Source organism: Streptomyces zaomyceticus, assembly GCF_014656215.1.
Taxonomy (GTDB): domain Bacteria; phylum Actinomycetota; class Actinomycetes; order Streptomycetales; family Streptomycetaceae; genus Streptomyces; species Streptomyces zaomyceticus.
Window position 1 is genome coordinate 17,820 of sequence record NZ_BNBZ01000006.1, and the last position, 24,624, is coordinate 42,443.

Genomic DNA, 24,624 nt, shown 5'->3' on the forward strand with positions numbered 1-24,624 from the left:
GAGACAGGTGTGGTGTCGGAGCAACGAGTGAGTGACGCTTCCCTGCCCCCCGAGGGTCTGCCGCGCCGCATCCTGCGCTCCGAGACGCTGATCGTCCTCGCGCTCTCCCTCGGGGCCAGCGCCGTGTCCTCCCTCATCAGCTTCATCGGCTCCCTCACCAGGCCCGGAGCCCTGAAGGAGCAGGCGGCCACGCTCAACGGCTCGTACGCGCCGGGTCGGCCGTGGCTCGACCTGTCCTGGCAGCTCTTCGGTATCGCGACCGCGCTCGTCCCCGTCGTCCTCGTGGCCCATCTGCTGCTGCGCGAGGGCGCCGGACTGCGGGCCATCGGCTTCGACCGCACGCGGCCCCTGTTCGACCTGGGGCGCGGGGCGCTGCTCGCGGCCGGCATCGGCAGTGCGGGGCTGGCCTTCTACCTCGCCGCGCGGGCGACCGGCTTCAACCTGACGGTGGTTCCCGAGTCGCTGCCCGAGGTGTGGTGGAAGTACCCGGTGCTGATCCTCTCGGCGATCCAGAACTCCGTCCTGGAGGAGGTCGTCGTCGTCGGCTATCTGCTGCGCAGACTCGGGCAGTTGGGGTGGACGCCGATGGCCGCGCTGGTGGCGAGCTCGGTGCTGCGCGGCTCGTACCACCTCTACCAGGGGATCGGCGGCTTCGTCGGCAATGTGGTGATGGGCGTGGTCTTCGTGCTGCTCTACCGGCGCTGGGGGCGGGTGGGCCCCCTGGTCGTGGCGCACGCGCTGCTCGACATCGTGGCCTTCGTCGGGTACGGGCTGCTCGCCGGGAAGGTGGGCTGGCTGCCCACGATGTGAGGGCTCGGCGAGGAAGGGGCGTGACGGAGACTCCGTCACGCCCCTTCCTCGTTGCGCGGCCGTGGGATCAGGCGTGCAGCTCGCCCTCGACGACCGTGACCGCGTGACCGTTCAGGAGGGTGCGGTCGCCGCGCAGGCGGGTCCGGACGATGCCGGTACGCGCACCGCCCTGGAAGCCGACGAGGTCGTCGCGGCCGAACCGGGCCGACCAGTAGGGGGCGAGCGCGGTGTGGGCGCTGCCGGTGACCGGGTCCTCGTCGATGCCGACGCCGGGGAAGAAGCTGCGGGAGACGAAGTCGTACTCCCCGTCGGGGCGTTCGGCGGCGGCGGTCACGATGATCCCGCGCGAGGAGAGGCCCTTCAGGGCGGCGAAGTCCGGTGCGAGCGCGCGGACGGTGGACTCGTCGCGCAGCTCGACGACGAGATCGCCGATGTGTTCGGCCGTGTCGTGGACGGCGAGGACCTCGGCGCCGAGCGCCTTCTCCAGACCCACCGGGACGGCGACCTGCGTGAGGGAGGAGGTCGGGAAGTCCATCGTGATCGTGCCGTCCGCCTCGGCGGTGGCGCCGAGGACGCCGCATCGGGCCGCGAAGCGGACGGCGCCGCTCGCCGTGCCGGTGGAGTGCAGGACATGGGCGGTGGCCAGGGTGGCGTGGCCGCACATGTCGACCTCGGTGGTGGGGGTGAACCAGCGCAGGGCCCAGTCCGCCTCGCCGCCGGCGGGCAGCGGGTGGGCGAAGGCCGTCTCGGAGAGGTTGACCTCCGCGGCGACCTTCTGGAGCCAGGTGTCGTCGGGGAAGGAGTCGAGGAGCAGGACCCCGGCGGGGTTGCCGGAGAAGGGCCGGTCGGTGAAGGCGTCGACGATTCGGATGCGCATGCCGCCGACCGTACCGGGGGCGGAATCCGGCGGGCCAAGGCCAATCGCGGGGAACTGGACCGTTCCTGCGGCGGGGGAGGCCGATCGGGGATCGGTACTGGACGTGGGCGCGCGCCGTCGAACCCTGAGGGATGCGCGCGTCCGGGCCGACGACGAGCGATCGTCCCGCGTGGGGCCGACAGGCTGGGTGTCAGCCGGTCGCGACGGCCGGCGGACCGAGATCGGGTCTCACCTCGATCCGCTGCCGGCCGGACGGACGGGCGGCAGGCAGGAGCGCACCTCGGGGTGCTCCGCGTTCAGATGGTCGAACGGTGGGTGTCCGGCGTCGCGCAGGTGCCGGTCGAAGAAGGCGCGCAGATACGTGCGGGTGATCGCCGTGGTGCGCAACCCCGAGGTGGCCGCGCCGAGCGGCACACCGAGCTGGTCGGCCAGCAGACCGAGGTCGGTGTAGGACGGGTGCTTGGCGCCCGCCACCACCAGCCAGCGTTTCCAGCCGGTCAGGAGGGGCCAGTCCCGGGCCCAGGTGTCGGCGGCGGGCCCATCGCCGGGGGAGTACTGGCCGTCCCGGCCGAGGAACAGGAACGGCCGGTCCAGGCCGGTGTCCGGGATCAGCGGGTCGGTACTGCCGTCCACGTTGCCGCCCGCGCGGATGCGCTCGTCCGCGAGCATCGCCGCGATGGTGGCCGCGCCGCCCGCGGAGTGTCCGGCCATGCCGATACGGTCCGGGGCCAGCCCGGCCGCACCGGCCCACGGTGGGTTGCCGCCGAGCAGCTGGTCCAGTACGAAAGAGGCGTCGCGGGCCCGCCCCGTCTTCACCTTGCGCCAGAACTCGGGGGTGCGTGGGAAGCCGCCGAGGGCGAAGGCGGCCACCCGGCCGTCCGGAAAGGCGGTGGCCGCGGTCTCGTAGGTGTGGTCGATCGCGACCGCGACGTAACCGTGGCTGGCCAGGTCCTCGGCGATCGAGGTGAGTGAGGCCCGGGGCCGGGTGAAGCCGGGCGAGAGAACGATCAGCGGCAGTTCCCTCAGCCCGGGGTCGAGTGGAGCGTCGGGGAAGGCGTGGGTGCGCACCGAACTCAGCGTCTCGGGCGGGACGGCCTGCCGGCCGGCCAGGAGTCCTTCCGACTCGGTCCGTGTCAGATAACGGGCGCGCGGACCGGACGGGCGTGCGGTCGGGTACCAGACCGAGATCATCAGCTCGCGCGTCGGGGCGTCCGCGACCCACGGGTCCGGGCGGGAGACATCCTCGAGGTGGATCGACGTGGTGCCGACCGGATGCGCGCCGGTCGGCGTCGGCAGGGTGGGGATGGCCATGCGCTGCATCGTCGTCGGCCGCGCCCGGCCGCGCCATCGGGGAGATCCCCGATTTGTTGTTCCGGGGTGCGCCGATGTGTGACTCCGGGGTGCGTGGAGACCCGGCGGGCAGGTCGCCGACCAGGCGGGAAGGTCGCCGACCGGGTGGGCAGGTCGCCCATCGGGTGGGAGGAGACCGAGGCGGCTGATCCGGTCGTTCCCCTCGCGTCTGGGGGTGTTCGTTTCTGGGCGCCGTTCCTCTACGCTCAGGAGGTCATCGACTACTTCATGACATCTGCCCGGTGACGGAGTCGGCGTGGGGTGCGCGTCCCCGCTCCACGCCACCACTGGACGGCTTCAGGCGCGGCCGCGGGTCGGCACATCAGGACGCCGACGACCCCGTCGGTGCGCCCCGCCGGGCGGCGAAAGGGATGCGCCGTGCCTTCGGCTTCGGCGAACTACCGTGATCTGCTGCGCACTTCGGGTGCTGCGGCCTTCTTCCTTCCCGCCGCTGTCGGGCGTCTGGGCATCGCCATGACGGGTATCGGCATCGTCTGGCTGGTGCACGCGCGTACCGGGTCGTATGCCGCTGCGGGTCTCGTCACCGGCGGGTTCGCTGTCGCGGACGCCGTCGCCGGGCCCCAGATCGGGCGCCTTGTCGACCGGTTCGGACAGGCGCGGGTGCTCCCCTGCGCACTGGGCGCACATGCCGGGGCCGTGGCGCTGCTCCTTAGCGGAGGCGCTTCCGACCTCGTCTCCGGAGTACTCGTCGGGGCGACACTGCCCCAGCTCGGAGCCCTGTCCGCCGCTCGCTGGTCCGCCCTGCTGTCCGGCGAACGGGCTGCCGCACTGCCCACCGCCTTCGCCTTGGAGGCCCTCGTCAACGGCCTGTCCTACATGGCCGGCCCGGCCCTGGTGAGCGTCCTCGGTGCGGCGGGCCGCCCGGGCGCCGGGGTGCTCCTCGCCGCCGCGCTCGTCGTCGGCGGCGGGCTCGCCCTCGCCGTGCAGCGCCGCACCACGCCGTCCCTCACCGGCCACGCCGAACGCCGGCACGCCGGTGGCGCCCTGCTCCGCGCCGCGTTCCTGCGGCAGGTCGCGTTCGGCCTCACGCTCGGGGTGTTCTTCGGTGCCATGCAGGTGTCCGTCACCGCGTACGCCGTCGGACGCGGCACACCGGACGCGGCGGCCCTGCTGCACCTCGCCTCCAACTGCACCCATCTGGTGGGGGGCTGGGCCTATGGCGCACGGCGCCACGGCGGTTCACCCCGGCGCCACCAGGCCGCGGCCGCCGCCTGCCTCACCGTCGCGTGCCTCCCGCTGACCGTCCTCGACGCGCCCCTCGCGGTCGGCGTCACCCTCGCTCTGACCGGACTCGCCGTCCCGGTCCTCCTGATCCTCACCACCGTCCTCACCGAGTCGTCGGTCCCGCGCGCGGTCCTCACCCAGGCGTTCACCTGGGGCAACTCCGCAAGCGCGGCAGGAATCGCCGGGGCCGCGGCGGTCGCGGGGCGGGTGGTGGACGAGGGCGGCGCGCACGGCGGATTCGGTGTGGCGGCGGGGGCCGCGGCGGCGATGACGGTCCTGGCGCTCAGCGGGCCACGGGACTCGTCACCGGGTGTCCGGTCTCCGAGACGGCCGACTTCGTGACGGAGAGCCGGCGGCGCCGACTCCGTGGAGACCGGTCAGGAAGGCGATGCATCGGTGTCCTCCCACTTCCATCCGGTCTCGGGGAACTGTTCGAGCAGGGCGGAGAGCGACATCGCCTGGTGGACGGCGGACGACCAGTCCTGAGCGGAGACGTCGAGGAGCACCAGGGGCGGGGGTGTCCGCCGGAAGTCGTAGGTGAGCATTTCGCGGCTTCCGTCGCCGCCGATGACAAGGCTCCCGGGGAAGTACTTCTGGAACTCGCCGGCCTCGTTGACCTCGATGAGCTCGGCGATGGAGTTGATCATCAGGAAGTCGTCCGCGGGAGGAACGAACCTGCTCATGCTCCCTTCCGTGGCCAGGAAATGCCGATAGTCCGCGGGGAATCGGACTCCGAAATGGCTCTCGGCCTGCGCGATCTTGTCGGCGTTCGCACTCATGGGCCTGTTCTACCAAGGCCGCGCGGGCCGGCCCGCACGGGAGTCCCGGCAGGGAGGAATCGATCAGCGCCGGGGCCCTCGGGCCACCGTTCCATGGCCGCCCCCGTTCAGTCCGAAGGGAGCCTGGCGCGGTAGGGGCTCGGGCTTGGTCGGTCTCGACGAACCGAGTCCATGTCTCTCGCTCGATCCGGTCCACGCAGGTCAGCCGTACCCGGACGGACACCCCGCCGAGTCGGGCATCGGCGAAGCAGTCGGAATGCTTGCTCGCCGAATAGTTCCGATATATCGTTGACGCATCGCGACAGTTCAGCGAGTGAATCCCGATGGAAGGAGCGTTGCGATGCGTTCACATGGACACGAGTACGGAAACGGACACGGAGCCGGTCGTGGAGGCTGCGGCCCCGGCCCTCGGGGTGACTTCGAGGGGCGGCGCGCGGCGTTCGGGCCTTTCGGGCCGGGCTTCGGTGGCGGGCCCTTCGGGGGCGGCCGCGGTCGCGGTGGCGGCCGGGGGAGGGCGCGGCGCGGTGACGTGCGTGCCTCGATCCTGGCGCTCCTCAAGGACCGCCCGATGCACGGCTACGAGATGATCCGGGAGATCGGCGAGCGCAGTGACGGGGCCTGGAAGCCCAGTCCCGGTTCGGTCTACCCGACCCTCCAGCTGCTGGAGGACGAGGGGCTGATCACCAGCGCGAGCGAGGGTGGCAAGAAGCTGTTTACGCTCACCGACACCGGGCGCGCCGAGGCCGAGGACGGCCCCGAGGCTCCCTGGGAGGAGGCCGGGCGCGGCGTCGACTGGGAAGCCGTGAACGAGATCCGTCAGGCCGGCTTCGGTCTGATGGAGGCGTTCGGGCAGGTCTGGAAGACCGGCAGCGCCGAGCAGCGGCAGAAGGCGGTCGGTGTGATCAACGAGGCCCGCAAGAAGCTGTACCTGATCCTGGCCGACGAGGCCTGACCGGCGTCCGGGATCGGGAGAAGGGCCCCGTGGTGCGAGCCGCGGGGCCCTTCGTCGTGTGTGCGCGAGGGGGTGTGCCTCAGGCGACCAGGCCCGAGAGTTTGCGCAGTGACTCGGTCAGCGCCGCCGTGGCCGAGTCCTTGAGCTTGCCCGCCATCAGGGAGACCGCCGCGCCGGTGAACGTGCCGTCGATCCTCACGGTCGTCGCGTCCCCGTCCGCCGCCAGCGAGTACCGCGTCGTGACGATGACGCCCATCGGGCCCTTGCCCTTGATGGCGAGGGCCTGCTCGGACGCCAGCTCCTCGACCGTCCAGAGCACTTCGGCGGGGAAGCCCATCAGCTTCATGTTCTCGGTGAAGGTGGCGCCGGTCTCCAGGGAGTCCGGGCCGCCGTTCGGGAAGTTGGTGTGGGTGGCGTTCCACTCGCCGTACGAGGGGAAGTCCATGAGCTGGGCCCAGACCTTTCCGGCCGGTGCCTCGATCCGTGCCTCCGCGCTGACTTCGGCCATGAGACCACCCCTTCACGCGTGCCAACTGGGTTCCGGTGTCGCGGAACGTAGCCGGGTGGACGCGAACATTCAATACTGATGAACCGTCAGTTCTGCTGCGGCCGGTCCCGCCGCGTCCCCGATCCACCAGATCTCGGCCACGTCGAAGCTGTCGGAGGCCCGTGGCGCCCCGTCCTCCTCGTGGCAGTGGAAGGCCGCCCAGAACAGATCGGCCGGCAGCGCCTCCCGGGGCGCGTACACCCGGTAGACGTACTGCCGCCCGTCGAGCGCGAGCAGAGCCACCATCCAGAACACGACCGGAGGACGTGCGGGCGAGGGCCTGTGGTTGCGTCGGGGGCGCAAAGCAAGGCGGCGCGCGCCCCGTGGGGGCAACGCGCGCGATCTCATCCGTAAGGAGGAAGAACCGTGCGCGCGTGCCCAACTCCGGTGGGATGCGGACATGCTTCTCCTCGGCGATGCCCCGGCCGCCCCGGCCTGATGAGGTGGGAGGGTGCACAGTCCCGTCCCATTTCCTCAGCAGCCACTCCGGGGGCCCGTCGTCCCGCGCGCGGAGCTCGCGTCCTTTCTGACGCCGTCCCTCATCACGGTCGTGACGGGCGCGCGCCGAAGAGCCCTGCGGGACGGGGACCGCCAGATCGACACCGCACACCTTCTGCACTCGCTCATCGAGTCCGACCCCGAGGTCGGTGCGGCCTTCGAGGGCGGCCATCAGCTCGCCCGCGTCCTCGGCTACCTCGTCCAGCGGTCCATCGGCTACGGCCTGCGCTGGCAGCGCTCGGTCGAGGACTCCGGTGCCCGGCGCCTGCTGCCCGCCGCACGCGGGGCCGCGTCCCGGGACACCCGGGGCTCCGACTGGTCGCCGGCCGCGTCCGCCGCCCTGGAGGAGGCCTTCCGGCGGGCCGCGGAACGCGGTGAGCCCCAGGCGCGCGGCGTCGACCTCCTCGCCGTCGTCGCCGCCGACCCCGAGAGCAGGGCCGTCGAGGTGCTGCGCCGCGCCGGGGTCGACCCGGTCGCCCTGGCCGCCCGTGCCGCCGACCGTGCGTCCACCGGCGCGGGCGCCGGATACGGCGACGCCGGCGCGGAAGTCGCCGCCCTGGAGGAAGGGCTCGTTCCGCCGCGGGACGGCAGGCCGTCTCAACAGGTGTAACGGGGGTTACGCCCCTGACCGGGTCCTGTCATCATGGCCCGATGCACGCGTCTCAGGGGAGAAGCGCCGGCCTGGGACTAGCCCTGGCCTCGGCCTTCGCATTCGGTGGTTCAGGAGTGGCGGCGAAGCCGCTCATCGAGGCGGGCCTCGACCCGCTCCATGTGGTGTGGCTCCGGGTCGCCGGCGCCGCACTCGTCATGCTCCCGGTGGCCTGGCGCCACCGTGACCTCCTGCGCCGCAAACCCGCCCTCCTCGTGGGCTTCGGCCTGCTCGCCGTCGCCGGTGTCCAGGCCTTCTACTTCGCCTCGATCTCCCGCATCCCCGTGGGTGTCGCGCTGCTCGTCGAGTACCTCGCCCCGGCCCTCGTCCTCGGCTGGGTCCGCTTCGTCCAGCGCCGGCCCGTCACCCGCGCCGCCGCCCTCGGAGTCGTCCTGGCCGTCGGCGGCCTCGCCTGTGTCGTCCAGGTCTGGTCGGGGCTCACCTTCGACCTCGTCGGGCTGCTCCTGGCGCTCGCCGCGGCCTGCTGCCAGGTCGGCTACTTCGTCCTCTCCGACCAGGGCTCCGACGAGGCCGAACGCGCCGACCCGCTCGGTGTCATCGCCTACGGACTCCTCGTCGGCACACTCGTCCTGACGGTCGTCGCCCGGCCCTGGGGCATGGACTGGGCGCTCCTCGGCGGCAGCGCCGAGATGGACGGCAGCGCCGTGCCCGCGTGGCTCCTGCTCGGCTGGATCGTCCTGATCGCCACCGTGCTCGCCTACGTCACCGGCGTCGTCTCGGTCCGCCGGCTCTCTCCGCAGGTGGCCGGTGTCGTGGCCTGCCTCGAGGCCGTCATCGCGACCGTCCTCGCCTGGGTGCTGCTCGGCGAACACCTCGACGCACCGCAGATCATCGGCGGCGTGGTGGTCCTGGTCGGTGCCTTCATCGCCCAGTCCTCGACGCCGAAGGCACCCGTGCCGGGACCGGTGGCCGGATCGGCGGCGGACGCCGCAGCGGCCGGCCCGGATGCCGAGTTGTCGTCCGGGAGGACGGGCCCCTAAGGTGCCGATCATGCATGCGACCGTGCTTCCGCCTCCCGCCGCCTGAGGCGCGCGGAGACCTCCTCGACGAAGACCGGGCTCGGCCGGGCGACATCTCGCCCCCGAGCGGTTCGTCGCTGCCCGCGCGCGGAGCCGAGCGACCACCCTTCCCTCCTGTCTTCCACGGAGAAGTCACGTGTCGAACACTTCGGAATCCGCCCTGTCCGTCGGGCGGAGCCTGCTCTATCTGATCGTCGCCGGGATCGCCTGGGGCACCGCCGGTGCCGCCGCCTCGCTGATCTTCCGCGTCAGCGACATGGGTCCGCTGGCCCTCTCCTTCTGGCGTTGCGTCGGCGGCCTCGTCCTGCTGCTCGGCGCGCTCGCCCTGCGGCCCCGGCGCCCCGGCGGCCGTACGGCGGGGGAGACCCGAGGTCGCCGGACGGCCCGCATCCTCGGTACGGGCATCGGTCTCACGATCTTCCAGAGCGCCTACTTCGCCGCCGTCCAGGCCACCGGCCTGGCGGTCGGCACGGTCGTCACCCTGGGCGCCGGACCCGTCCTCATCGCGGTCGGCGCCCGGCTGGCCATGGGCGAGCGCCTCGGCCGCGGCGGCGTCGCCGCCGTCACCGGGGCACTCGCCGGGCTCCTCGTCCTCGTCCTGGGCGGCGGGGCCGCGGAGGTGCGGCCCTGGGGCGTCGTCCTCGCGGTCGTGTCGGCGGCCGGGTATGCGGCGATCACCCTGCTCACCCGGTGGCTCGGCCGTGACGGCGGGGGGTCGGACGCCCTGTCCACCACCACCTGGGCGTTCGCCATCGGGACCGTCGGGCTGTTCCCCGCCGCGCTCGCCGAGGGGCTCGTGCCGCACACGGACGCGCCGGTGAGCGTGCTGCTCCTCCTCGTGTACGTGGCGGCCGTGCCGACCGCGCTCGCCTACGCGCTGTACTTCGCCGGGGCGGCGGTCGTCCGGGCCGCCACGGTCTCCGTGATCATGCTCCTCGAGCCGGTGAGCGCGGCGGTGATCGCCGTCTCGCTGCTCGGCGAGCGGCTCACCGCCGCGATCGTGCTCGGCACGCTGCTGCTGCTCACCGCGGTCACCGGCCTGGCCTTCGCGGAGGCGCGGACGGCGGCGGCGGAACGCAGGCGGGAGCCGGTGGCGGTGTAGCCGCGCGCCGGGACGGGGGTGGTGCGGCCGGAGGCGGATGGCGGCGGTGAGGCAGGGGCCGGGCGGAGGCGGCACGGCCCCGGCCGGACCCGCGCCGCCTCCTTCGGTACGGGGTGGGGTGCGGTTTCCGCTCCGGACGCACCCCGCGTACCGGTGTCAGCCGGTGGTGCGGCGGCGCAGTTGGTGGTCCCTCGCGGCCAGGTCGCCGGGGCCCCGGCGCTCCGCCAGGCGGTCCATGACGCGGTCCTGGACCTCCCGCGGTTTGTTGCCCGCGTACTTGAACTTCGCCCGCACCTCGGTCACCTCCAGGCGCAGCACCCTGATCCCGGACAGGAGGCGGCCGAAGGGGGCCTCGCCCGGGACGGCCGGGGCGGTCCCGCCCTCCGGCTGGAAGTGGGCGACCTGGCGGTTGAGCAGCTCCGCCTTCTCCGCCGGGTCGTCGACCACGTGCGCGGTGCAGCGGAGCTGGACCGCGGCGTAGTACGAGGTGGGGGTGCCGTGCGCGGTCGGGGTGCCCTCCGGGGCCGTCCACGGGCCGGGCACGAAGACGTAGTCGTCGACCACGCTGAGCAGCACCGCCGGGTTCGCCTCCAGGGCCCGCCACAACGGATTGGGGCGGGCCAGGTGGGCCAGGACCCGGCCGTACGGGCCGGGCTCCGCCTCGTACCGGAAGTGCGTCGGCTGTACCCACGGCGGTTCTCCGGGCAGGCCGTTCACGGCGAGCTGTCCGAAGTCGTGCCGGGAGAGCCAGTCGCGCCACTCTCCCTCGTCGTGGGCGGCGTCCCAGGGGTGGACCAGCATCGTGCCTCCGTCCTGCGTCGGTCTTCGAGTGCCGGTACGTCTCAGAGCGTGGCCAGATAGCCGGGCAGCGCGACGGACGGGGCGAGGTCGTCGGCCGGGACCGGCGCGCCGTAGCCGCCGTGCACCGGGACCACACCGGACCAGTGGGGGAGGGCGAGGTCCTCGGGGTCGTCGTTGGGACCGCCGGTGCGGACCTTCGCCGAGACCTCGTTCAGGTCGAGGCGGATCACGGCCGTGGCGGCGAGCTCCTTGGCGTTCGCCGGGCGCGAGTCGGCCGAGCGGCCGGGGACGACCTGGTCGACCAGGGCGTCGAGGGCGATGCGCAGCTCCTCGGGGTCGGTGACCTGGTGGGCGGTGCCGAGGACCACGACCGAGCGGTAGTTGAGGGAGTGGTGGAAGGCGGAGCGGGCGAGGACCAGGCCGTCGACGTGTGTCACGGTCAGGCAGACGGGCAGGCCGGGGGCCGCCACGCCGTCGCCGGCCGCGCGCAGCGGCCTCGATCCGGTGGAGCCGTGGACGTAGAGGCGGTCGTCGACGCGGCCGAAGAGCGTGGGGAGCACGACGGGCGCGCCGTCGCGGACGAAGCCGAGGTGGCAGACGTAGGCCTCGTCGAGTATCGAGTGGACCAGCGCCTTGTCGTACGAGGCACGCGCGCGGGAGCGGGTGGGCACGGTCCGGTCGGTCGGCGTGTACGTGTCGGCGGGGGCGGTCATTGCGTACTCCATTGCACTAGTGCATACTCTTGTTTGTGCTAGGAGAGTATCGGATCGAAGGTCGTCGCGCATCGGACATCGCCACCAGCGTGGAGAGAGGGGTGGGCGCCGGAGCTCTGCAGCCGGGCCAACTTCTGCCGCCCATGCGTGAGTTGGCGGCCACACTGGGCGTGAACCCGAACACCGTCGCCGCCGCCTACCGCACCCTGCGCGAGCGCGGGGTCATCGAGACCGACGGCCGACGCGGCAGCCGGGTGCGCCCCCGCCCCGCCACGACCGCGCGCGGCTCCATCCGCGTGGAGGCCCCCGCGGGGGTCCGCGACGTCAGCAACGGAAGCCCCGACCCGGTTCTCCTGCCACCGCTCGGCGAGGCCTTCGCCGAGGTCGCGCGGAGATACGCCGAACGGCCCGGCATGTACGGGGAGGCCCCCGTCGACGAGGAGTTCGGGCGCCTCGCGCGCGCCGCGTTCGACGCGGACGGCGTACCGGAGGGGCCCGTCGGCGTCACCTCGGGCTCCCTCGACGCCGTCGAACGGGTGCTCGCCGTCCACCTCAGGCCCGGCGACGCCGTCGCCGTCGAGGACCCGGGCTGGGGCAGCCTCCTCGACCTGGTGCCCGCGCTCGGGCTGCGCCCGGTGCCGATCGCCGTCGACGACGAGGGGCCGCTGCCCGAGGAGGTCGAGCGCGCCGTCAGGAAGGACGGGGCGCGGGCCGTGATCATCACCGACCGGGCCCAGAACCCGACCGGGGCCTGCGTGTCCGAGGCGCGGGCGCGGGAACTGCGCCGGGTCCTCGCCGGGCACCCCGGCGTGCTGCTCGTCGAGGACGACCACGGGCACGGCATCGTCGCGCAGCCGCTCCATCCACTGGCCGGCGGCACCGGTCACTGGGTGCTGATCCGTTCGGTGGCCAAGGCCTACGGGCCCGACCTGAGGATCGCCGCCTTCACCGGCGACGCCGAGACCGTCGACCGGGTGCTCGGGCGGCAGCGGCTCGGCCCCGGGTGGGTCAGCCGCCTCCTCCAGGGGGCCGTCGCGCACCTCTGGGCCACGGAGGCGGTGGACCCCGCCGTCGTCGCGCGCTCGTACGGGAAGCGGCGCGACGGACTCGTACGGGCCCTGGCCCGGCGCGGTGTCGAGGCCCATGGCCGCAGCGGCATGAACGTATGGGTCCCGGTCGCCGACGAGACGGGCGCGGTGACGGGGCTCCTCGCCTCGGGATGGGCCGTGGCGCCGGGCGCGCGCTTCCGGATGGAGACCGGTCCGGCCGTCCGGCTCACCGTCTCCGGTCTCGCCGTCGCGGACGTCGAACCGCTCGCCGATGCCGTGGCGCGGGCGGCGGGTCCGGTGGTGGCGCGGAGTTACGGGTAGCGGCGGGGCACTGCGGGGGCTGTGACCTCGCGGGTCCGTCCCGGCCCCCGGCCGTTCCCGGGGCGGGCGCGGCCTCCCGGTCGTACCCGGGCGGGTACGGATCCCCGGTGCGGCCGGGGCCGGGACGGATCCCCGTCATACCCGGGCGGTGGGCCGATCCCGTGATGTCGTGTCCGTGTCGGCGGCCTTTTCCCGGTGTACGGGCGGGTTCGCGGGCCTGCGCCGGGACGTGCGGGTCTGGGTGAGTGCCGCGCCCGCCAGGACCACGACGGCGCCGACCGGAGTGTTCCAGGTGAGCTGTTCGTTCAGCACGGCCACGCCCGCCGCCGTGGCGATCACCGGGATGAAGTAGGTGACCATGGCCGCCGTCGTCGGGCCGACCTCCTCGACCACCCCGTACTGGAGCAGCATCGCGTACCCCGTGCCGAGTGCGCCGAGCGCGATCACGGCGAGCAGCGGCAGGATCTCCACCGACTCCGGGACCGAGGTGAACAGCGGTGTGACGATCGCCAGTTGCAGGGTCGCGAGCCCCACCTGGGAGCCGGCGAGCGAGAGGTTCGAGGCGCCGGAGCCGCTCAGGGTCCTGCGGACGTAGATCCAGCCGACCGCGTAGCTGAACGAGGCGAGCAGCGCCATCGCCGTACCGGTCACGTCGAGGCCCGAGAACCCCTGCCATGCGCCGAGGACGGTGAGGACTCCCATGAACCCGAGGCCCAGACCTGCCGCGCGGACCCGAGTAGGGCGGTCCTCGGAGAGCGCCACGAGGGAGAGCAGCATGCCCCACAACGGGGTCGTCGCGTTGCAGATGCCCGCCAGGGTCGACGGGATGGTCAGCTCCGCGTACGCGAAGAGGGAGAACGGGAGCGCGTTGAGGAGGAGGGCCGCGACCGTCAGATGACCCCAGACCCGGGCGCCGCGCGGCAGCCGGTCGCGCTTCACGACCAGGGCGACGACGAGCACCGCCGTACCGAAGAGCAGACGTCCGAAGGTCACCTGGAACGGCGCGAAGCCCTCCGTGCCGACCTTGATGAAGAGGAAGCTGAAGCCCCAGATCAGGGCCAGGACGCCGAAGCGGACGCGCCAGTCGAGCAGGCGCGGGGCGCGGATGCCGCCGGCGCGGGGCGGAGTGGAGGCCGGGGAGGGCCGGGGGGAGCGGGAGGTCGGGGCTGCGGGGCTCATGCACTCAGATTGCGCGGCTCGATCTCTTAGGACAAGCGAGAATTCCTCGACCCCTTCCCTTAGTATCGCTTACATGTTGAATCTGGAGCGCCTGCGCACCCTCGACGCCGTCGCCCGGCACGGTTCGGTCAGTGGCGCGGCCGACGGACTGCACGTCACCACCTCGGCCGTCTCCCAGCAGCTGTCCAAGCTGGAGCGCGAGGTGGGGCAGCAGCTGCTCGCCAAGAACGGCCGGGGCGTGCGGCTCACCGACGCCGGTCTGCTGCTGGCCGAGCATGCCGCCCGGATCCTCTCCCAGGTCCAGATGGCCCAGGCCGACATCGAGGCCCAGCGCGGCCAGGTGGTGGGCGAAGTGCGGGTCGCGGCCTTCCCGTCGGCCGCCCGGGGCCTCTTCCCGGCAGCGCTCGCCTCCCTGCGCGAGGGGCACCCCGAACTCCGGGTCCGCACGACCGAACTGGAGCCCGAGCAGGGGGTACGCGCGGTGCTGCGCGGCGACGCGGACCTCGCGCTCGTCCTGGACTGGAGCAACAAGCGGGCGCCGGTCCCCGGCGGCCTCGAGCGCGCCCATCTCCTCGACGACTCCGCCGACGTGGCCCTCCCCGCCGGGCATCCGCTGGCCGGGCGGGCGGCGGCGGACCTGGTGGACTTCGCCGACGAGGAGTGGGTGTCCTGGCCCGAGGGCGAGTTCTGCCACGACTGGCTCATGTTCACCCTGCGCTCCCAGGGCATCGAGCCCCGCATCGGACACCTCGCGGGTGAGCACCACACGCAGCTGGCGCTCGTCGCGGCCGGACTCGGCGTGTGCGTCACGCCCCGGCTCGGCCGTCCGGTGCCGGACGGGGTCGTCTTCGTTCCCGTCCGGCAGCAGGTGCGGCGCCACATCTATGCCACCTGGCGCGCCGACGCGGGTCGCCGCCCCTCCGTTCGGGCCGTCGTCGGGGCGCTGCGTGCGGCGGCCGAGCCCCTGGCGGACTGAGGTCCGGGTGCTGTCAGGGCCCCGTGAGAGCCAGGGCCCCGCGAGAGTCAGGGACCACGAGAGCCGAGTCCCCGCCAGCGTCGGCGCCCGTGAGTGTCAGAGCCCCGCGAGTTTGCGGAAGTCCCAGGAGGCGACGGCGTCCGGCGTCAGCCGCATCCAGGCGTGGCGGCCGTCGTGCGGCATCGCGTCCAGGCCGAAGTTCTTGGCGGCGAAGAGCTGCTCGGGCACGTCGAGTGCGGGGCAGGGCTCGCCCGTACGCGGTGCCTCGCCGACGAAGGTGACCGAGCCGGACAGCTCCACTCCGCGGAGCTCGCCGTACTCCTCGCCGTCGTCCACCACCACGGCGATCCTCGGGTCGGCGCGCAGCTCCGCCCAGCGGCGACTGCGGGTCAGCGAGTAGAGCCAGAGCGAGGAGCCGTCCCAGACGAACCAGAGCGCGCTCACGTGCGGGCGGCCGTCGGCGGAGACGGTCGCGACCCGGCAGGTGCGCTGTTCGGCGAGGAAGGAGTCGAGCTCGGCCGGGGTCATCATGATCCGGCGTCCACGGCGCTGTGCGACGGTCATCGTCCGCACCCTTCTGGATTTCTGATGAGACGTCAGAAAGCATGGGGGGCCAGTCGCGCGCGTGCAAGGGGAGGGACCATGGGACAGGACCAGGGGTCGAATTCCAAGGAACGGCTCGGAGAGCGGATCCGCCCGGACGGTGGAGTCGTCCTGCTCACCGTCGAGTGTCAGCAGGGAGTCGTCGGGCCGGACAGTGCCCTGCCCGAACTGGCCGCCGCGGCCCGCGCGTCGGGAGCCCTGCGGAACGTCGCGCGACTCGTCGCCGCCGCGCACGAGGCGGACGTCCAGGTGATCCACGCCGTCGCCGAACGGCGCCCCGACGGGCGGGGCGCCAACAGCAACGCCCGGCTCTTCCGGGCCGCCGCCCGGCTGCCCGTCCAGCAGTACAGCGGAAGCAGGGCGGTACGGATCGCCGAACCGATCCAGGTCACCGAGGAGGACCTCGTCGTACGGCGCCTGCACGGGCTGTCGCCGCTCGCCGGGACCGATGTCGACCCGCTGCTCCGCAACCTCGGCTGCCGGACGCTGATCGTCACCGGCGTCTCCGCCAACGTGGCCGTGCCCAACGCCGTCTTCGACGCCGTGAACCTCGGCTACACGGTGGTGGTGCCCGGGGACGCCATCGCGGGGGTCCCGGCCGACTACACCCCCGCGATGATCCGGAACACCCTCGCGCTCGTCGCCACGATCACCACGACCGACGAGATTCTGGCGTGCTGGAAGCTTCCCCGGCGTTCAGGGGCCACCGGGGGCGCCGTCGGCCGGGGTTGACCGCCGGGGGCGGGTCCGCCGGTCGCGGCCCGCCGTCCGGGGCCGCCGTCAGCCGAGGCTGATCGCGTCACCCACCACCTGGATCGGCTCCGGCGGCAGCGGTGCGGTGGCCGGGCCGGACTTCACGCTGCCGTCCGAGATGTCGAAGTGGCTCTGGTGGCACGGGCAGACGATGGCTCCGTCCTTGACGCCGCTCACGGCGCAGCCCTGGTGGGTGCACTTCGAGGAGAAGGCCTTGAACTCGCCGGCCTTGGGCTGGGTGATCACCAGGCCCTTGTCGGCGAGGATCTTCCCGCCCCCCACCGGGATGTCCCCGGTGCGGGCGAGGGTTCCGCCCTCCTCCGCGGCGCCGTCGTCCGTGCCGCCGTCGCCCCCGCCGCCGCACGCGGTGAGTGCCATCGCGAGGCCCGCGCCACCCGCCGCCGCGACCACCGTCCGGCGTGCCACTCCGCTCATGTACTGCCCCTTTTCCTCGATGCGTTCGGCGCGTTCGGCGCGTCGGGTGCACGGTCGTGCCCGTTGCGTCCGTCGTGCCCGCCGCGCCGGCCCTGTCTGTCGTATCTGCCCGAAGGTACGGCTGTGACCTGTGTCCCGTTCACAGGATCGGACGTTCTCCTCCTTACAGTTCTCATTAGAGTGTCGGAACGTGGACACTCTCCGGTGGAAGTGTCCATCTCCGGCGCTCCGGTGATCCCGGAGCGGGACGCGGCCGGGAACGGGGGAGACGCGCATGCTGACGCGCTCGGTGAGCGCCCATCACGTACGGGCCGTGCTGCTGGCTGCCGAGCGGCGAGGGATCGCCGCCGTGCCACTGCTCGCCCGCGCCGGACTGTCCCCGGCGCTGATCGAGGAGCCCGGGGCTCCCGACCGGGCGGCCCGGGTCCCGGCGGAACAGTTCGGACAGCTCGTCAGAATGGTGTGGGCCACCCTCGACGACGAGCTCATCGGCTTCGGTGGCGCACCGAGCAAGGTCGGGACCTTCGCGATGATGGCCCATGTCGTGGTCCACGGCAGCCGCGATCTGCGCGAGGCGCTCCGGCGGGCCCAGACCTTCTACTCCCTCTTCCCCGGCGGACCTCGCTTCCAGCTCGTGGAGCCCGGAGGGGAAGGGACCTCCCCCGTCGACGAGGCCCGTTTGGAGTTCGACGTCTCCGAATACGACGACCCCCTCCACTTCGGCGCCGAGTCCACCGTCCTCGTCGCACACCGCTTCGCCGGTTGGCTCGTCCGGCACCGGATCGGGTTGCGCCGGGTCGAGTTCGTCCACCCCGAGCCCCGGCACGTCCGGGAGTACGCCCTCCTGTTCGGGGCGCCCTGTGTCTTCGGCGCGGCCCGGACGACGGCCGTCTTCGACCGGGCGGACCTCGACGAACCGGTCCTGCGGGACGCGGCCGCGCTCAAGGCCTTCCTCCGCCGCGCCCCCGTCGATGTGCTCGTCCGCGCGGACTACGGCAGTACGGCGACCGGCCGGGTGCGGCATCTGATCGGACGGGCCCTGCCCGCCGGGCCGGTGCCGACGCCCGAGCAGCTCGCCGACCGGCTGTCGGTCAGCCCGCAGACCCTGCGCCGCCAACTGGCCGCCGAGGGAACCACGTACCAGCGGCTCCGTGACCAGGTGCGGCGCGACCACGCCATCGCCGAGCTGGCCGGTGGGCGCGTCTCGATCGAACGGCTGTCGCGCCGGCTCGGGTTCTCCGAACCCAGCGCGTTCCACCGGGCGTTCCGGCGGTGGACGGGGGAGACGCCCCGCGCCTACCGGGCTCGGGCCGCCTCGCGCGGTCGTTCCTCCGCCGAGGCGGAGGAACGGGGTCACGGACGAGGGTCGTGAGGGCTCACGGCCGGCAGTCGTGAGGGCCCGCGGTCAACAACCCTGAGCGGTACGGTCACAGTCGCCGCCCGGCGCCCGGCCTACCGTCCCGCCATGACCGAAATCGACCGGTCCGGCGCCGCGTGGCCCCCGGACCCCACCCACCTCCGATGACCCTGCGCAGGGCCGTCGGCGCGGTCCTCGGGGCCGGGGTCGTGCTCTGCCTCGTCGCGGCCGTGGCCGTGACGGCCCTCGGTGTACGGGTCGACGGTACGAGCATGGGCCCGACGCTCCACGAGGGGGACCGCGTCCTGGTGGCGCCGGGATCGGCGGGTCGGGCCCGCCGGTTCGACGTGGTGCTGCTGCGGGCGTCGGCGAAGGACGCCCTGCTGGTCAAACGGGTGATCGGGCTGCCCGGCGACCGGGTCGCGATCGTCTCCACGCCGGAGGAACCCTTCCAGGTGCTTCTCCAGGAGCGCGGTCGAGGGCCCGTCCGTCGGGTGGTGGCGCCCCAGTGGGCGTCGCAGGCCCACCGTACGGGCGCGTGCTGCGGACCGGACGGGACGCGGTCGGCGCGGTCCGAGCTGCGGACCGTGCCCGAGGGTGCGTTCTTCTATCTGGGGGACAACCCCGATCTGTCGGACGACTCCCGGGCGTACGGCTGGGGAGAGATCGAACGGATTGAGGGCAGGGTCGGCGTACGGGCCTTCCCGGTCTCCTCGACACCGGACATCGGCAACCGGCCGGCCGTGGAGGAGTACCGGGGGCCGAGCCCTTGAGGCTCCGGGGTGCCGGGGTGCCGGGGTGCCGGGGTGCCGGGGTGCCGGGGTGCCGGGGTGGCAGGGTGCCGGCTCGGCTAGGCGTGTCGGGACGCGGCCGGGGCCTCGTTCGCCGGGGGGATCCGCTCGTGGCCCGTGCTCAACGCGATCCTGACCACCGTGTCCGCGACGCGCCGGGCCGACGCCTCGGGCGAGGCGGAGGCCTGGACGATATGGCTCGCCGTGAGCCGGACGGCCGCGTCCACGGCGAGCTCGCGCGCCACCGGGTCGATCGTCGGCCACGCCTCCGTGACATAAGCGCCGGCCATCGCCGTCGCCATGTCGAAGGCCGCCGCCGACCGCGTCGTCAGATACGAGAGGAGTCCGTCCTCGCCTGTGCTGGTCAGCATCGCCTTGATCAGCGGGTTCCGGCCGGCCAGCGTGAGCGTGAAGCCGACGGCCGCCTCCACGGCGGCGCGCAGATCGTCCCGGTGGGCGTCCAGTCCCGCCTGGATGCCGACGAGACAGCGCTCCAGCTCACGCTGGAAGAGGGCCTCGCCGACGGCCTCCTTGGAGGGGAACTCCGAGTACAGCGTCTGGCGGCTCACACCGACCGCGCCGGCCAGGTGTGCCATGCGGAGCTTGTCGAAGCCGCGGTCCGCGACCGCCTCGTACGCGGCGTCGAGCAGGCGCTCGCGCAGCAGTGTCCGGACCGTCTCCCTGAACCGTGGCATCGGCCAAGCCTAGTCCAGCCGGAATTCTCCCCAGGATTGTCCGAAGTGTTGACACTTCGTTAGAGAGTGTCCAATTCTCGAACAGGCAGCCGCAAAGTGTCATCCGCCTCCGACCATCCGGCCGCGAGACGCACGGCTGTACTCACATCCCCACCCGCGCGGCTTGTGCGGGACGACGGTTGGAGATCACATGCAGCACGAGACCAGAGGCGTCACCCGCTGGCGCAGATCGGCGTTCCTCGCCGTGCCCGCCACGGCCGCCGTCGCCGCCATGGCCACGGCCATGGTGCAGGGCGCGCTCGCCGCGAACCTCTCGCTGACCAGCGTCCCCTTCACCCTCAGCTCCAAGACGGTGGCGGCTCCGCAGGGCATCGGCGCGGTCATGCACACCATCGACGCCGGCGGTGCCAAGGGCGCCGCCGAGGTCGGCATCGCCAAGGCGGGCCTCGACGGCATCTGCGTCCACGCCGTCCAGTCCGTCGCCCTCCCGGTGATCGGCAGCCTCGGCACCTGGTCGCTCAACATCTCCTCGCCCGCCGCGGCCACCCCGCTCACCAGCGACCAGCTCGTCGCGGGTGCCGGACTCCAGGCCAACAAGCTGGTCCTGGACGCCCAGTCCCTCAAGGCGGCCACGGCCACGCTCAACGCGAGCGACACCACCCCGAACGTCATCGGTGCGGCCGCCGACGGCGCCGGGATCAAGGGCACCGGCATCACGGACGGCACCCCGGGCCAGTTCGGCCTGGACGCCACCGGTGGCCGTACCGACATCAGGAACCTCAACGCCGATGCCAACGGCGCCACGATCTCCGGCGCCATCACCCTGCCGGACCTCGCCATCGGCATCGCCCACGGCGACAAGGGCTGCTGAGCCGGCCGGACCCGCGCGACCGCACCACCGGCGCCACCACGGGCCGGGGCCCGCGCCCCGTGGAGCGCACCGGCCCCGGCCCTCTCCCGCCCCTCCCTCCGACCCAGCTATGAGGCCCCCATGCGCGCAGATCCGCCGCCCGAGCCGCCCCGCGGGTCCGCCGGACCCCCTGCCGGCGAGACCGCCGGACCAACCGCCGAACTCACGCCGTCCACCGCGGAGTCCGCCCGGTCCGCCGCCGGTCGGGTCGCGCGGTCCCGAGGGGCACGGGCTGCCTTCCGGCGCTGGCGCCGCACCCGGCCGTTCTGGGCGACCGTCTGGACCGGCCTCGGCGGATTCGTCATCTTCTTCCTGCCGATGGCTCCGCTCGGCAAGATCCTCCAGGTCGGCGTCGGAGGCATCGCGGGCATGGCGGGCGGAGTCGTCCTCATGGCGATGGCCCTGCTGATGCTGCTGCTGCCCGGTCAGCGTCACACCGCCGGTGTCATCGCGGTGATCGCGGGAGTCGCCTCCTTCCCCCTGTCGAACCTCGGCGGCCTCTTCGTCGGGATGGTCCTCTCGGTCCTCGGCGGATCCATGGCCTTCGCCTGGCTCCCCGAGAAGCCCGCCGCACGGCGCGGCCGCCGCCTCCGCCGTACCGGGCGGGCCGGCGGAACCCCCGTACCGCCCATGTCCGTCGGGAGCGGATCCGTATGACTCACCACCACCCCTTCTCCGGTACGGGCCTCCTCGCCGGCGCGCGACGCATCCGCCCGTCACTCGCCCGGATGCGTACGACCGGCGCCCGCGCCGCCACCGACTGGAACGCCCGCATGCTCGCCGACGCCGCCGACGGCACCCGGCGCGGCACCCGCTGGGGACGCGGCGCGCTCGCCCTCGTCCCCTCCGCCCTCGCCGTCGGCGCCCTCGGCAGCGCACTGGCACAGGGCGCCCTCGCAGCCAACTTCAGCGTCGCGGGCCAGCCGTTCACCCTGACGTCCAACGGGGTCGAGGGCAGCGGATTCGGCGCCATCGTCAACACCCCCGCCGTCGGCCGCCCGGACGGCAGCACGACCACCAGCACCGCCATGGCACGCGTCGGGTTCGCGAGCGCCGGGCTCGCCGGGCTCTGCGGCATCGTCCACCAGACGATCGCGGGCGTCCCGTACTCACTGCTCCTGACGGGCGGCCAGAAGGTGACGGCCACCCCGCCCGGCACCTTCACCACCGACATCGACGCCTCGAACCTCTACATCCAGGCGACCGAACTCCAGGCGTACGGCCGCACCACCCTCCAGAACGCGGTCCTCGGCCAGTCCGCCGACCAGGTCACCGTGGCCGGCAAGCCGCTCACGGGAGCACTGCCCGGCGGGTTCGGGCTCGGCTCGGCGGGCGGCGAGGGAGGCAGCTCGATCAAGCTGCACGGACTGAACGCCACCGCCTACGACGCCGAGATGGCGGGCGCGCTCGTGCTGCCCGACCTGAAGATCAGGGTCGTCGCGGGAACGGCCACCACATGCTGAGCCGGCTGAGGGCCGGGTACGGGTGGTTCCGCGCCTTCCGCCGCACCCGACCGTTCTGGGGAGGGGTCTGGCTGGTCGCCGGGGGCTGGACCGTCCTCAAGTTCTCCCTCAGCTCCCTGCAGCTGATCGTGAGCACGGGCTTCGGGGGAGTGGCCGGCTACCTCGTCGGCGGCGGGATGATCCTCTGCGGACTCGTCCCGATGGCCCTGCCCGGACAGCGGTACACCTTCGGGCTGATCGGCGTGGTCCTCGCGGTGGTCTCGCTCGTCGTCTCCAACCTCGGCGGCTTCCTGCTCGGCATGACGCTCGGTGTCCTCGGCGGATCCATGATGGTGGGCTGGGGCGCCAAACGGCCGCGCCGCCGGGCGGCGGCGGTGGAGGTGGAGGGGTGAGGGCGGCTCCCGGGGGAGCCGGGGTGCCGCCGGGCGATCCGAAAGGCGTCCGGCGCGAGGCCCCCGTCCGGTCTCCCGCCCGGACGCGGCAGAAGGCCCTCGCCGTGTCCCTGGCGCTCGTCCTCGCCGTCCTGACCGCCGTCTGGTCGGGGCAGCCGAGCCGTGCCGCGGGGGCGCCCGCCGCCGTCGCACCGATGGGCGTGCCCTTCCTGCCCTCCCCGGACCCGCTGCACGTCACCATCGCCAGCATGGTCGCCGTCTCCATGACGGTCGAGAAGAACGTCACCATCCGGCTCTCCGACGGCACGACCCGCGTCACCAACCAGTACACCTTCACCAAACTCAAGATCCGCTCGCACATGAACGTGACCCAGCGGGCCGCCGGCCACACCGTCACCATCGACGTCCCCGACGAGGGCTCCCTCGGCGGCTACGACAGCGCGGGCAGGCCGGAGACGACCACGATGTGGGGCACCATCTCGAACGTCTGCGTCCGTGTCCTCGTCAAGATCTGCGGAGTCCAGGGCCTCCTCGACTTCTTCGGCTCGCTCATCCCGCTCACCGCCGGGGCCGAGGACTTCGTCGGCGACATCCACGCGATCCGGACCGTCGACGACCACGCGGCCCTCGACTCCACCGAGAACCCCGTCCACCTCCCCGGAACGATCACGGTGACCACCCCATGAGCACCGAAGGCCTCGGCCCGGAAGGGCATACCCACTGGCGTCGCACGCTCGCCGTCGCGCTGCCCTCGCTCCTGGCGGCCGGCGGCCTCGGCTCCGCCATGGCGAGCGGAGCCCTCGCCGTCGGCCTCCAGATCCAGGACCGGCCCGTCGACTTCACCACCAGCAGTCTGTACGGGACGCAGTACGGTGCCGCCGTCGTCGACCAGACCGTCGTACGGGCCGACGGTTCGACCGGAACCGTACGGGTGCTGCGCATGGGCTTCGCGGACGGAATGCTCAACGGCCTCTGCCTCAGTCAGCGGCAGCAGATCGGCGGCGCCGCGTACACGCTGCTCCTCACCCTCGGCGACGACAACCCCGGCTCGTGGGAGATCAGGACGAAGAACACCGTCCTCGACCTGCGGAACGCCACCGGGGTCCTCGACATGGACGGCGTCGTCGACCTCAACACCAACGGCGCCGACGTGAAGACCGTCAGGGACGCCGGCGGCGCGTACGTCGTGAACCCGCTCGACAGCCCGCAGCACCGCTTCGGCATCCAGGCGCGGTACGCGAAGTTCGACCGGATCGCCGGCACCGCCCAGGACCTCCGGATTCCCGGCCTCCTCACCACCCCGAGGCTCAAGCTCTCCGTACGTCCGGGCACGGTCGCCTGCCCCGCCCCCGCCCCGCCCACGGGCACCCCGGGCACACCGTGAGCGACTCGGTGCCGACCCGATCTCCGGGGTCGGTATCTGACGACCCGTGCGACCTGGCAGACTGCGGGGCCTCACCGTCGTCTCCTCCGTGTCGAGAGCGGACCGCTCCACCGGGGAGGCGGCAAGCGACTCCTGGAGGCCCTCATGGCGCAGCAGTCCGGACACGCGGCCCGCACGCGTGGATGCTCCCGCCGGCCACCGCGCCGGCGTGGGAACGGGGCGGGCACCCGATGACGCTGTGCCGTACCCGGCGTGCCGATCCCGGAGCCCTCGTCGTCCGCAGCGCGCCCGCCGTGCCCACCGCGGCGGTGCTGCTGCTCCACGGCGGCCGCGCCGACGGCGTCGAGCCGCCGCCCGCCCTCAACCTTCCCGCGCTGCGGATGCGCCCCTTCGCCGCCGCCGTGACCCGCGCCGTGCGGGGCCGGGACGTGCTGATCGCCGAGGTCCGCTACCGGCACCGGGGCTGGAACGGTCCGAGCGCCGACGCCGCCAGAGACGCCGAGAACGCTCTCGTACGCCTCCGGGAGCAGGCCGGGCCCGTCCCCGTCGTCCTCCTCGGCCACTCCATGGGCGGCCGGGCCGCGCTGCGCGCCGCGGCCGACCCGGCCGTCCGCGGTGTCGTCGCCCTCGCGCCCTGGTGTCCCACCGACGAACCCGTGGACCACCTCGGCGGCCGGCGGCTGTACCTGCTCCACGACGAGACCGACCGCGTCACCTCGGCCCGCGCGTCCTGGGACTTCGTCCGCAGGGCCCGCGCCGCGGGCGCGGACGCGGCGGGCATCCCGATGCCGACGGGAGGGCACGCCATGCTGCGCGGCGCCCACCTGTGGCACCGCAGGGCGGCCGAACTCACTGCGGCACTGCTCTCGCACGGATGAGCCGGGTCGCCCCGGGGTGCGGGTACGAGTGCGGACGGGCCGCGGGCGGGAACCCCCGCTGCGGGACTTGAAGCT

At 73.2% G+C, this 24,624-nt stretch carries 29 protein-coding genes; 18 read left to right on the forward strand and 11 right to left on the reverse strand.

The genetic code is table 11. The features are described from left to right. Nucleotides 1-27: 27 nt before the first annotated feature. Nucleotides 28-810: a CPBP family intramembrane glutamic endopeptidase gene (locus IE311_RS10285; RefSeq protein ID WP_189831309.1), complete on the forward strand. Its 783-nt coding sequence runs from the start codon at nt 28-30 to the stop codon at nt 808-810. A 67-nt stretch (nt 811-877) separates the two neighbouring features. Here IE311_RS10285 and IE311_RS10290 read toward each other — a convergent pair whose 3' ends face one another. Both IE311_RS10290 and IE311_RS10295 read right to left on the reverse strand, forming a co-directional pair. Continuing rightward, nucleotides 878-1,687: a PhzF family phenazine biosynthesis protein gene (locus IE311_RS10290; protein WP_189831310.1), complete on the reverse strand. Its 810-nt coding sequence runs from the start codon at nt 1,685-1,687 to the stop codon at nt 878-880. Nucleotides 1,688-1,915: 228 nt separating this feature from the next. After that, entirely contained in the window at nt 1,916-2,998 is a 1,083-nt protein-coding gene (locus IE311_RS10295) for an alpha/beta hydrolase family protein (RefSeq protein ID WP_229901838.1), read from the reverse strand. 417 nt (nt 2,999-3,415) lie between these two features. On the opposite strand from IE311_RS10295, the gene IE311_RS10300 reads away from it, so the two are divergent. Then, on the forward strand, nt 3,416-4,624 hold the full coding sequence (locus IE311_RS10300) for an MFS transporter (RefSeq protein WP_189831312.1): 1,209 nt from the start codon (nt 3,416-3,418) through the stop codon (nt 4,622-4,624). Between the two features lie 35 nt (nt 4,625-4,659). Here the strand turns inward: IE311_RS10300 and IE311_RS10305 are convergent, their stop codons facing one another. Then, entirely contained in the window at nt 4,660-5,061 is a 402-nt protein-coding gene (locus IE311_RS10305; protein WP_189831313.1) for an SMI1/KNR4 family protein, read from the reverse strand. 340 nt (nt 5,062-5,401) lie between these two features. Here IE311_RS10305 and IE311_RS10310 point away from each other — a divergent pair, with 340 nt between their 5' ends. Beyond that, nucleotides 5,402-6,013, forward strand: a complete 612-nt coding sequence (locus tag IE311_RS10310; RefSeq protein WP_189831314.1) for a PadR family transcriptional regulator — start codon at nt 5,402-5,404, stop codon at nt 6,011-6,013. Nucleotides 6,014-6,092: 79 nt separating this feature from the next. Here IE311_RS10310 and IE311_RS10315 read toward each other — a convergent pair whose 3' ends face one another. After that, complete coding sequence (locus IE311_RS10315) at nt 6,093-6,521, reverse strand: type II toxin-antitoxin system Rv0910 family toxin (RefSeq protein WP_189831315.1); 429 nt, start codon at nt 6,519-6,521, stop codon at nt 6,093-6,095. Nucleotides 6,522-6,590: 69 nt separating this feature from the next. Further along, nucleotides 6,591-6,815, reverse strand: coding sequence for a hypothetical protein (locus tag IE311_RS10320; RefSeq protein WP_189831316.1), 225 nt, complete (start codon nt 6,813-6,815; stop codon nt 6,591-6,593). 196 nt (nt 6,816-7,011) lie between these two features. Between IE311_RS10320 and IE311_RS10325 the strand changes: the two genes are divergently transcribed. The 3 genes from IE311_RS10325 to IE311_RS10335 all read left to right on the forward strand — a co-directional run bounded on the left by IE311_RS10325 (nt 7,012) and on the right by IE311_RS10335 (nt 9,849). Then, nucleotides 7,012-7,668: a Clp protease N-terminal domain-containing protein gene (locus IE311_RS10325; protein WP_189831317.1), complete on the forward strand. Its 657-nt coding sequence runs from the start codon at nt 7,012-7,014 to the stop codon at nt 7,666-7,668. A gap of 41 nt (nt 7,669-7,709) precedes the next feature. After that, on the forward strand, nt 7,710-8,708 hold the full coding sequence (locus tag IE311_RS10330; RefSeq protein WP_189831318.1) for an EamA family transporter: 999 nt from the start codon (nt 7,710-7,712) through the stop codon (nt 8,706-8,708). 175 nt (nt 8,709-8,883) lie between these two features. Continuing rightward, a complete protein-coding gene (locus IE311_RS10335; RefSeq protein ID WP_189831319.1) occupies nt 8,884-9,849 on the forward strand; it encodes a DMT family transporter in 966 nt (321 codons plus the stop codon). Between the two features lie 156 nt (nt 9,850-10,005). Here IE311_RS10335 and IE311_RS10340 read toward each other — a convergent pair whose 3' ends face one another. Further along, entirely contained in the window at nt 10,006-10,650 is a 645-nt protein-coding gene (locus tag IE311_RS10340) for an FMN-binding negative transcriptional regulator (RefSeq protein ID WP_189831320.1), read from the reverse strand. Nucleotides 10,651-10,691: 41 nt separating this feature from the next. Then, nucleotides 10,692-11,363, reverse strand: a complete 672-nt coding sequence (locus tag IE311_RS10345; RefSeq protein WP_189831321.1) for a pyridoxamine 5'-phosphate oxidase family protein — start codon at nt 11,361-11,363, stop codon at nt 10,692-10,694. 35 nt (nt 11,364-11,398) lie between these two features. Here IE311_RS10345 and IE311_RS10350 point away from each other — a divergent pair, with 35 nt between their 5' ends. Next, entirely contained in the window at nt 11,399-12,733 is a 1,335-nt protein-coding gene (locus tag IE311_RS10350) for an aminotransferase class I/II-fold pyridoxal phosphate-dependent enzyme (protein WP_189831322.1), read from the forward strand. Nucleotides 12,734-12,868: 135 nt separating this feature from the next. Here the strand turns inward: IE311_RS10350 and IE311_RS10355 are convergent, their stop codons facing one another. Beyond that, nucleotides 12,869-13,912, reverse strand: a complete 1,044-nt coding sequence (locus IE311_RS10355; RefSeq protein ID WP_229901839.1) for a DMT family transporter — start codon at nt 13,910-13,912, stop codon at nt 12,869-12,871. Nucleotides 13,913-13,985: 73 nt separating this feature from the next. On the opposite strand from IE311_RS10355, the gene IE311_RS10360 reads away from it, so the two are divergent. Further along, nucleotides 13,986-14,888, forward strand: a complete 903-nt coding sequence (locus tag IE311_RS10360) for a LysR family transcriptional regulator (protein ID WP_189831323.1) — start codon at nt 13,986-13,988, stop codon at nt 14,886-14,888. 96 nt (nt 14,889-14,984) lie between these two features. Here the strand turns inward: IE311_RS10360 and IE311_RS10365 are convergent, their stop codons facing one another. Next, the gene (locus tag IE311_RS10365) at nt 14,985-15,452 is read right to left on the reverse strand and encodes a pyridoxamine 5'-phosphate oxidase family protein (protein ID WP_189831324.1); all 468 of its coding nucleotides are present in this window, start codon (nt 15,450-15,452) and stop codon (nt 14,985-14,987) included. Nucleotides 15,453-15,530: 78 nt separating this feature from the next. Here IE311_RS10365 and IE311_RS10370 point away from each other — a divergent pair, with 78 nt between their 5' ends. Continuing rightward, complete coding sequence (locus IE311_RS10370) at nt 15,531-16,223, forward strand: cysteine hydrolase family protein (protein ID WP_229901840.1); 693 nt, start codon at nt 15,531-15,533, stop codon at nt 16,221-16,223. A gap of 48 nt (nt 16,224-16,271) precedes the next feature. Here the strand turns inward: IE311_RS10370 and IE311_RS10375 are convergent, their stop codons facing one another. Further along, entirely contained in the window at nt 16,272-16,679 is a 408-nt protein-coding gene (locus IE311_RS10375; protein ID WP_189831325.1) for a Rieske (2Fe-2S) protein, read from the reverse strand. Nucleotides 16,680-16,953: 274 nt separating this feature from the next. Here IE311_RS10375 and IE311_RS10380 point away from each other — a divergent pair, with 274 nt between their 5' ends. Together IE311_RS10380 and lepB are read left to right on the forward strand one after the other, a co-directional pair. Continuing rightward, entirely contained in the window at nt 16,954-18,051 is a 1,098-nt protein-coding gene (locus tag IE311_RS10380; RefSeq protein ID WP_189831326.1) for an AraC family transcriptional regulator, read from the forward strand. Nucleotides 18,052-18,200: 149 nt separating this feature from the next. Further along, nucleotides 18,201-18,809 (forward strand): signal peptidase I, encoded by a 609-nt coding sequence (lepB, locus tag IE311_RS10385; protein WP_189831327.1) that lies wholly within the window; start codon nt 18,201-18,203, stop codon nt 18,807-18,809. A gap of 77 nt (nt 18,810-18,886) precedes the next feature. On the opposite strand, the gene IE311_RS10390 is transcribed toward lepB, so the two are convergent. Next, the gene (locus IE311_RS10390; protein ID WP_189831328.1) at nt 18,887-19,522 is read right to left on the reverse strand and encodes a TetR family transcriptional regulator; all 636 of its coding nucleotides are present in this window, start codon (nt 19,520-19,522) and stop codon (nt 18,887-18,889) included. A 190-nt stretch (nt 19,523-19,712) separates the two neighbouring features. On the opposite strand from IE311_RS10390, the gene IE311_RS10395 reads away from it, so the two are divergent. The 7 genes from IE311_RS10395 to IE311_RS10425 all read left to right on the forward strand — a co-directional run bounded on the left by IE311_RS10395 (nt 19,713) and on the right by IE311_RS10425 (nt 24,549). Then, nucleotides 19,713-20,393: a DUF6230 family protein gene (locus tag IE311_RS10395; RefSeq protein WP_189831329.1), complete on the forward strand. Its 681-nt coding sequence runs from the start codon at nt 19,713-19,715 to the stop codon at nt 20,391-20,393. A gap of 120 nt (nt 20,394-20,513) precedes the next feature. After that, nucleotides 20,514-21,089: a DUF6114 domain-containing protein gene (locus IE311_RS10400; RefSeq protein WP_229901841.1), complete on the forward strand. Its 576-nt coding sequence runs from the start codon at nt 20,514-20,516 to the stop codon at nt 21,087-21,089. Beyond that, nucleotides 21,086-21,895, forward strand: coding sequence for a DUF6230 family protein (locus IE311_RS10405; protein WP_229901842.1), 810 nt, complete (start codon nt 21,086-21,088; stop codon nt 21,893-21,895). The genes IE311_RS10400 and IE311_RS10405 overlap by 4 nt, the downstream gene beginning before the upstream one ends. Further along, on the forward strand, nt 21,889-22,287 hold the full coding sequence (locus tag IE311_RS10410) for a DUF6114 domain-containing protein (protein WP_189831330.1): 399 nt from the start codon (nt 21,889-21,891) through the stop codon (nt 22,285-22,287). The genes IE311_RS10405 and IE311_RS10410 overlap by 7 nt, the downstream gene beginning before the upstream one ends. Before the next feature lie 104 nt (nt 22,288-22,391). Continuing rightward, the gene (locus tag IE311_RS10415) at nt 22,392-22,973 is read left to right on the forward strand and encodes a hypothetical protein (RefSeq protein WP_189831331.1); all 582 of its coding nucleotides are present in this window, start codon (nt 22,392-22,394) and stop codon (nt 22,971-22,973) included. Continuing rightward, the gene (locus IE311_RS10420; RefSeq protein ID WP_189831332.1) at nt 22,970-23,671 is read left to right on the forward strand and encodes a DUF6230 family protein; all 702 of its coding nucleotides are present in this window, start codon (nt 22,970-22,972) and stop codon (nt 23,669-23,671) included. The genes IE311_RS10415 and IE311_RS10420 overlap by 4 nt, the downstream gene beginning before the upstream one ends. Nucleotides 23,672-23,901: 230 nt before the next feature. Continuing rightward, the gene (locus IE311_RS10425) at nt 23,902-24,549 is read left to right on the forward strand and encodes an alpha/beta fold hydrolase (RefSeq protein WP_189831333.1); all 648 of its coding nucleotides are present in this window, start codon (nt 23,902-23,904) and stop codon (nt 24,547-24,549) included. The last annotated feature ends 75 nt before the right edge of the window (nt 24,550-24,624 follow it).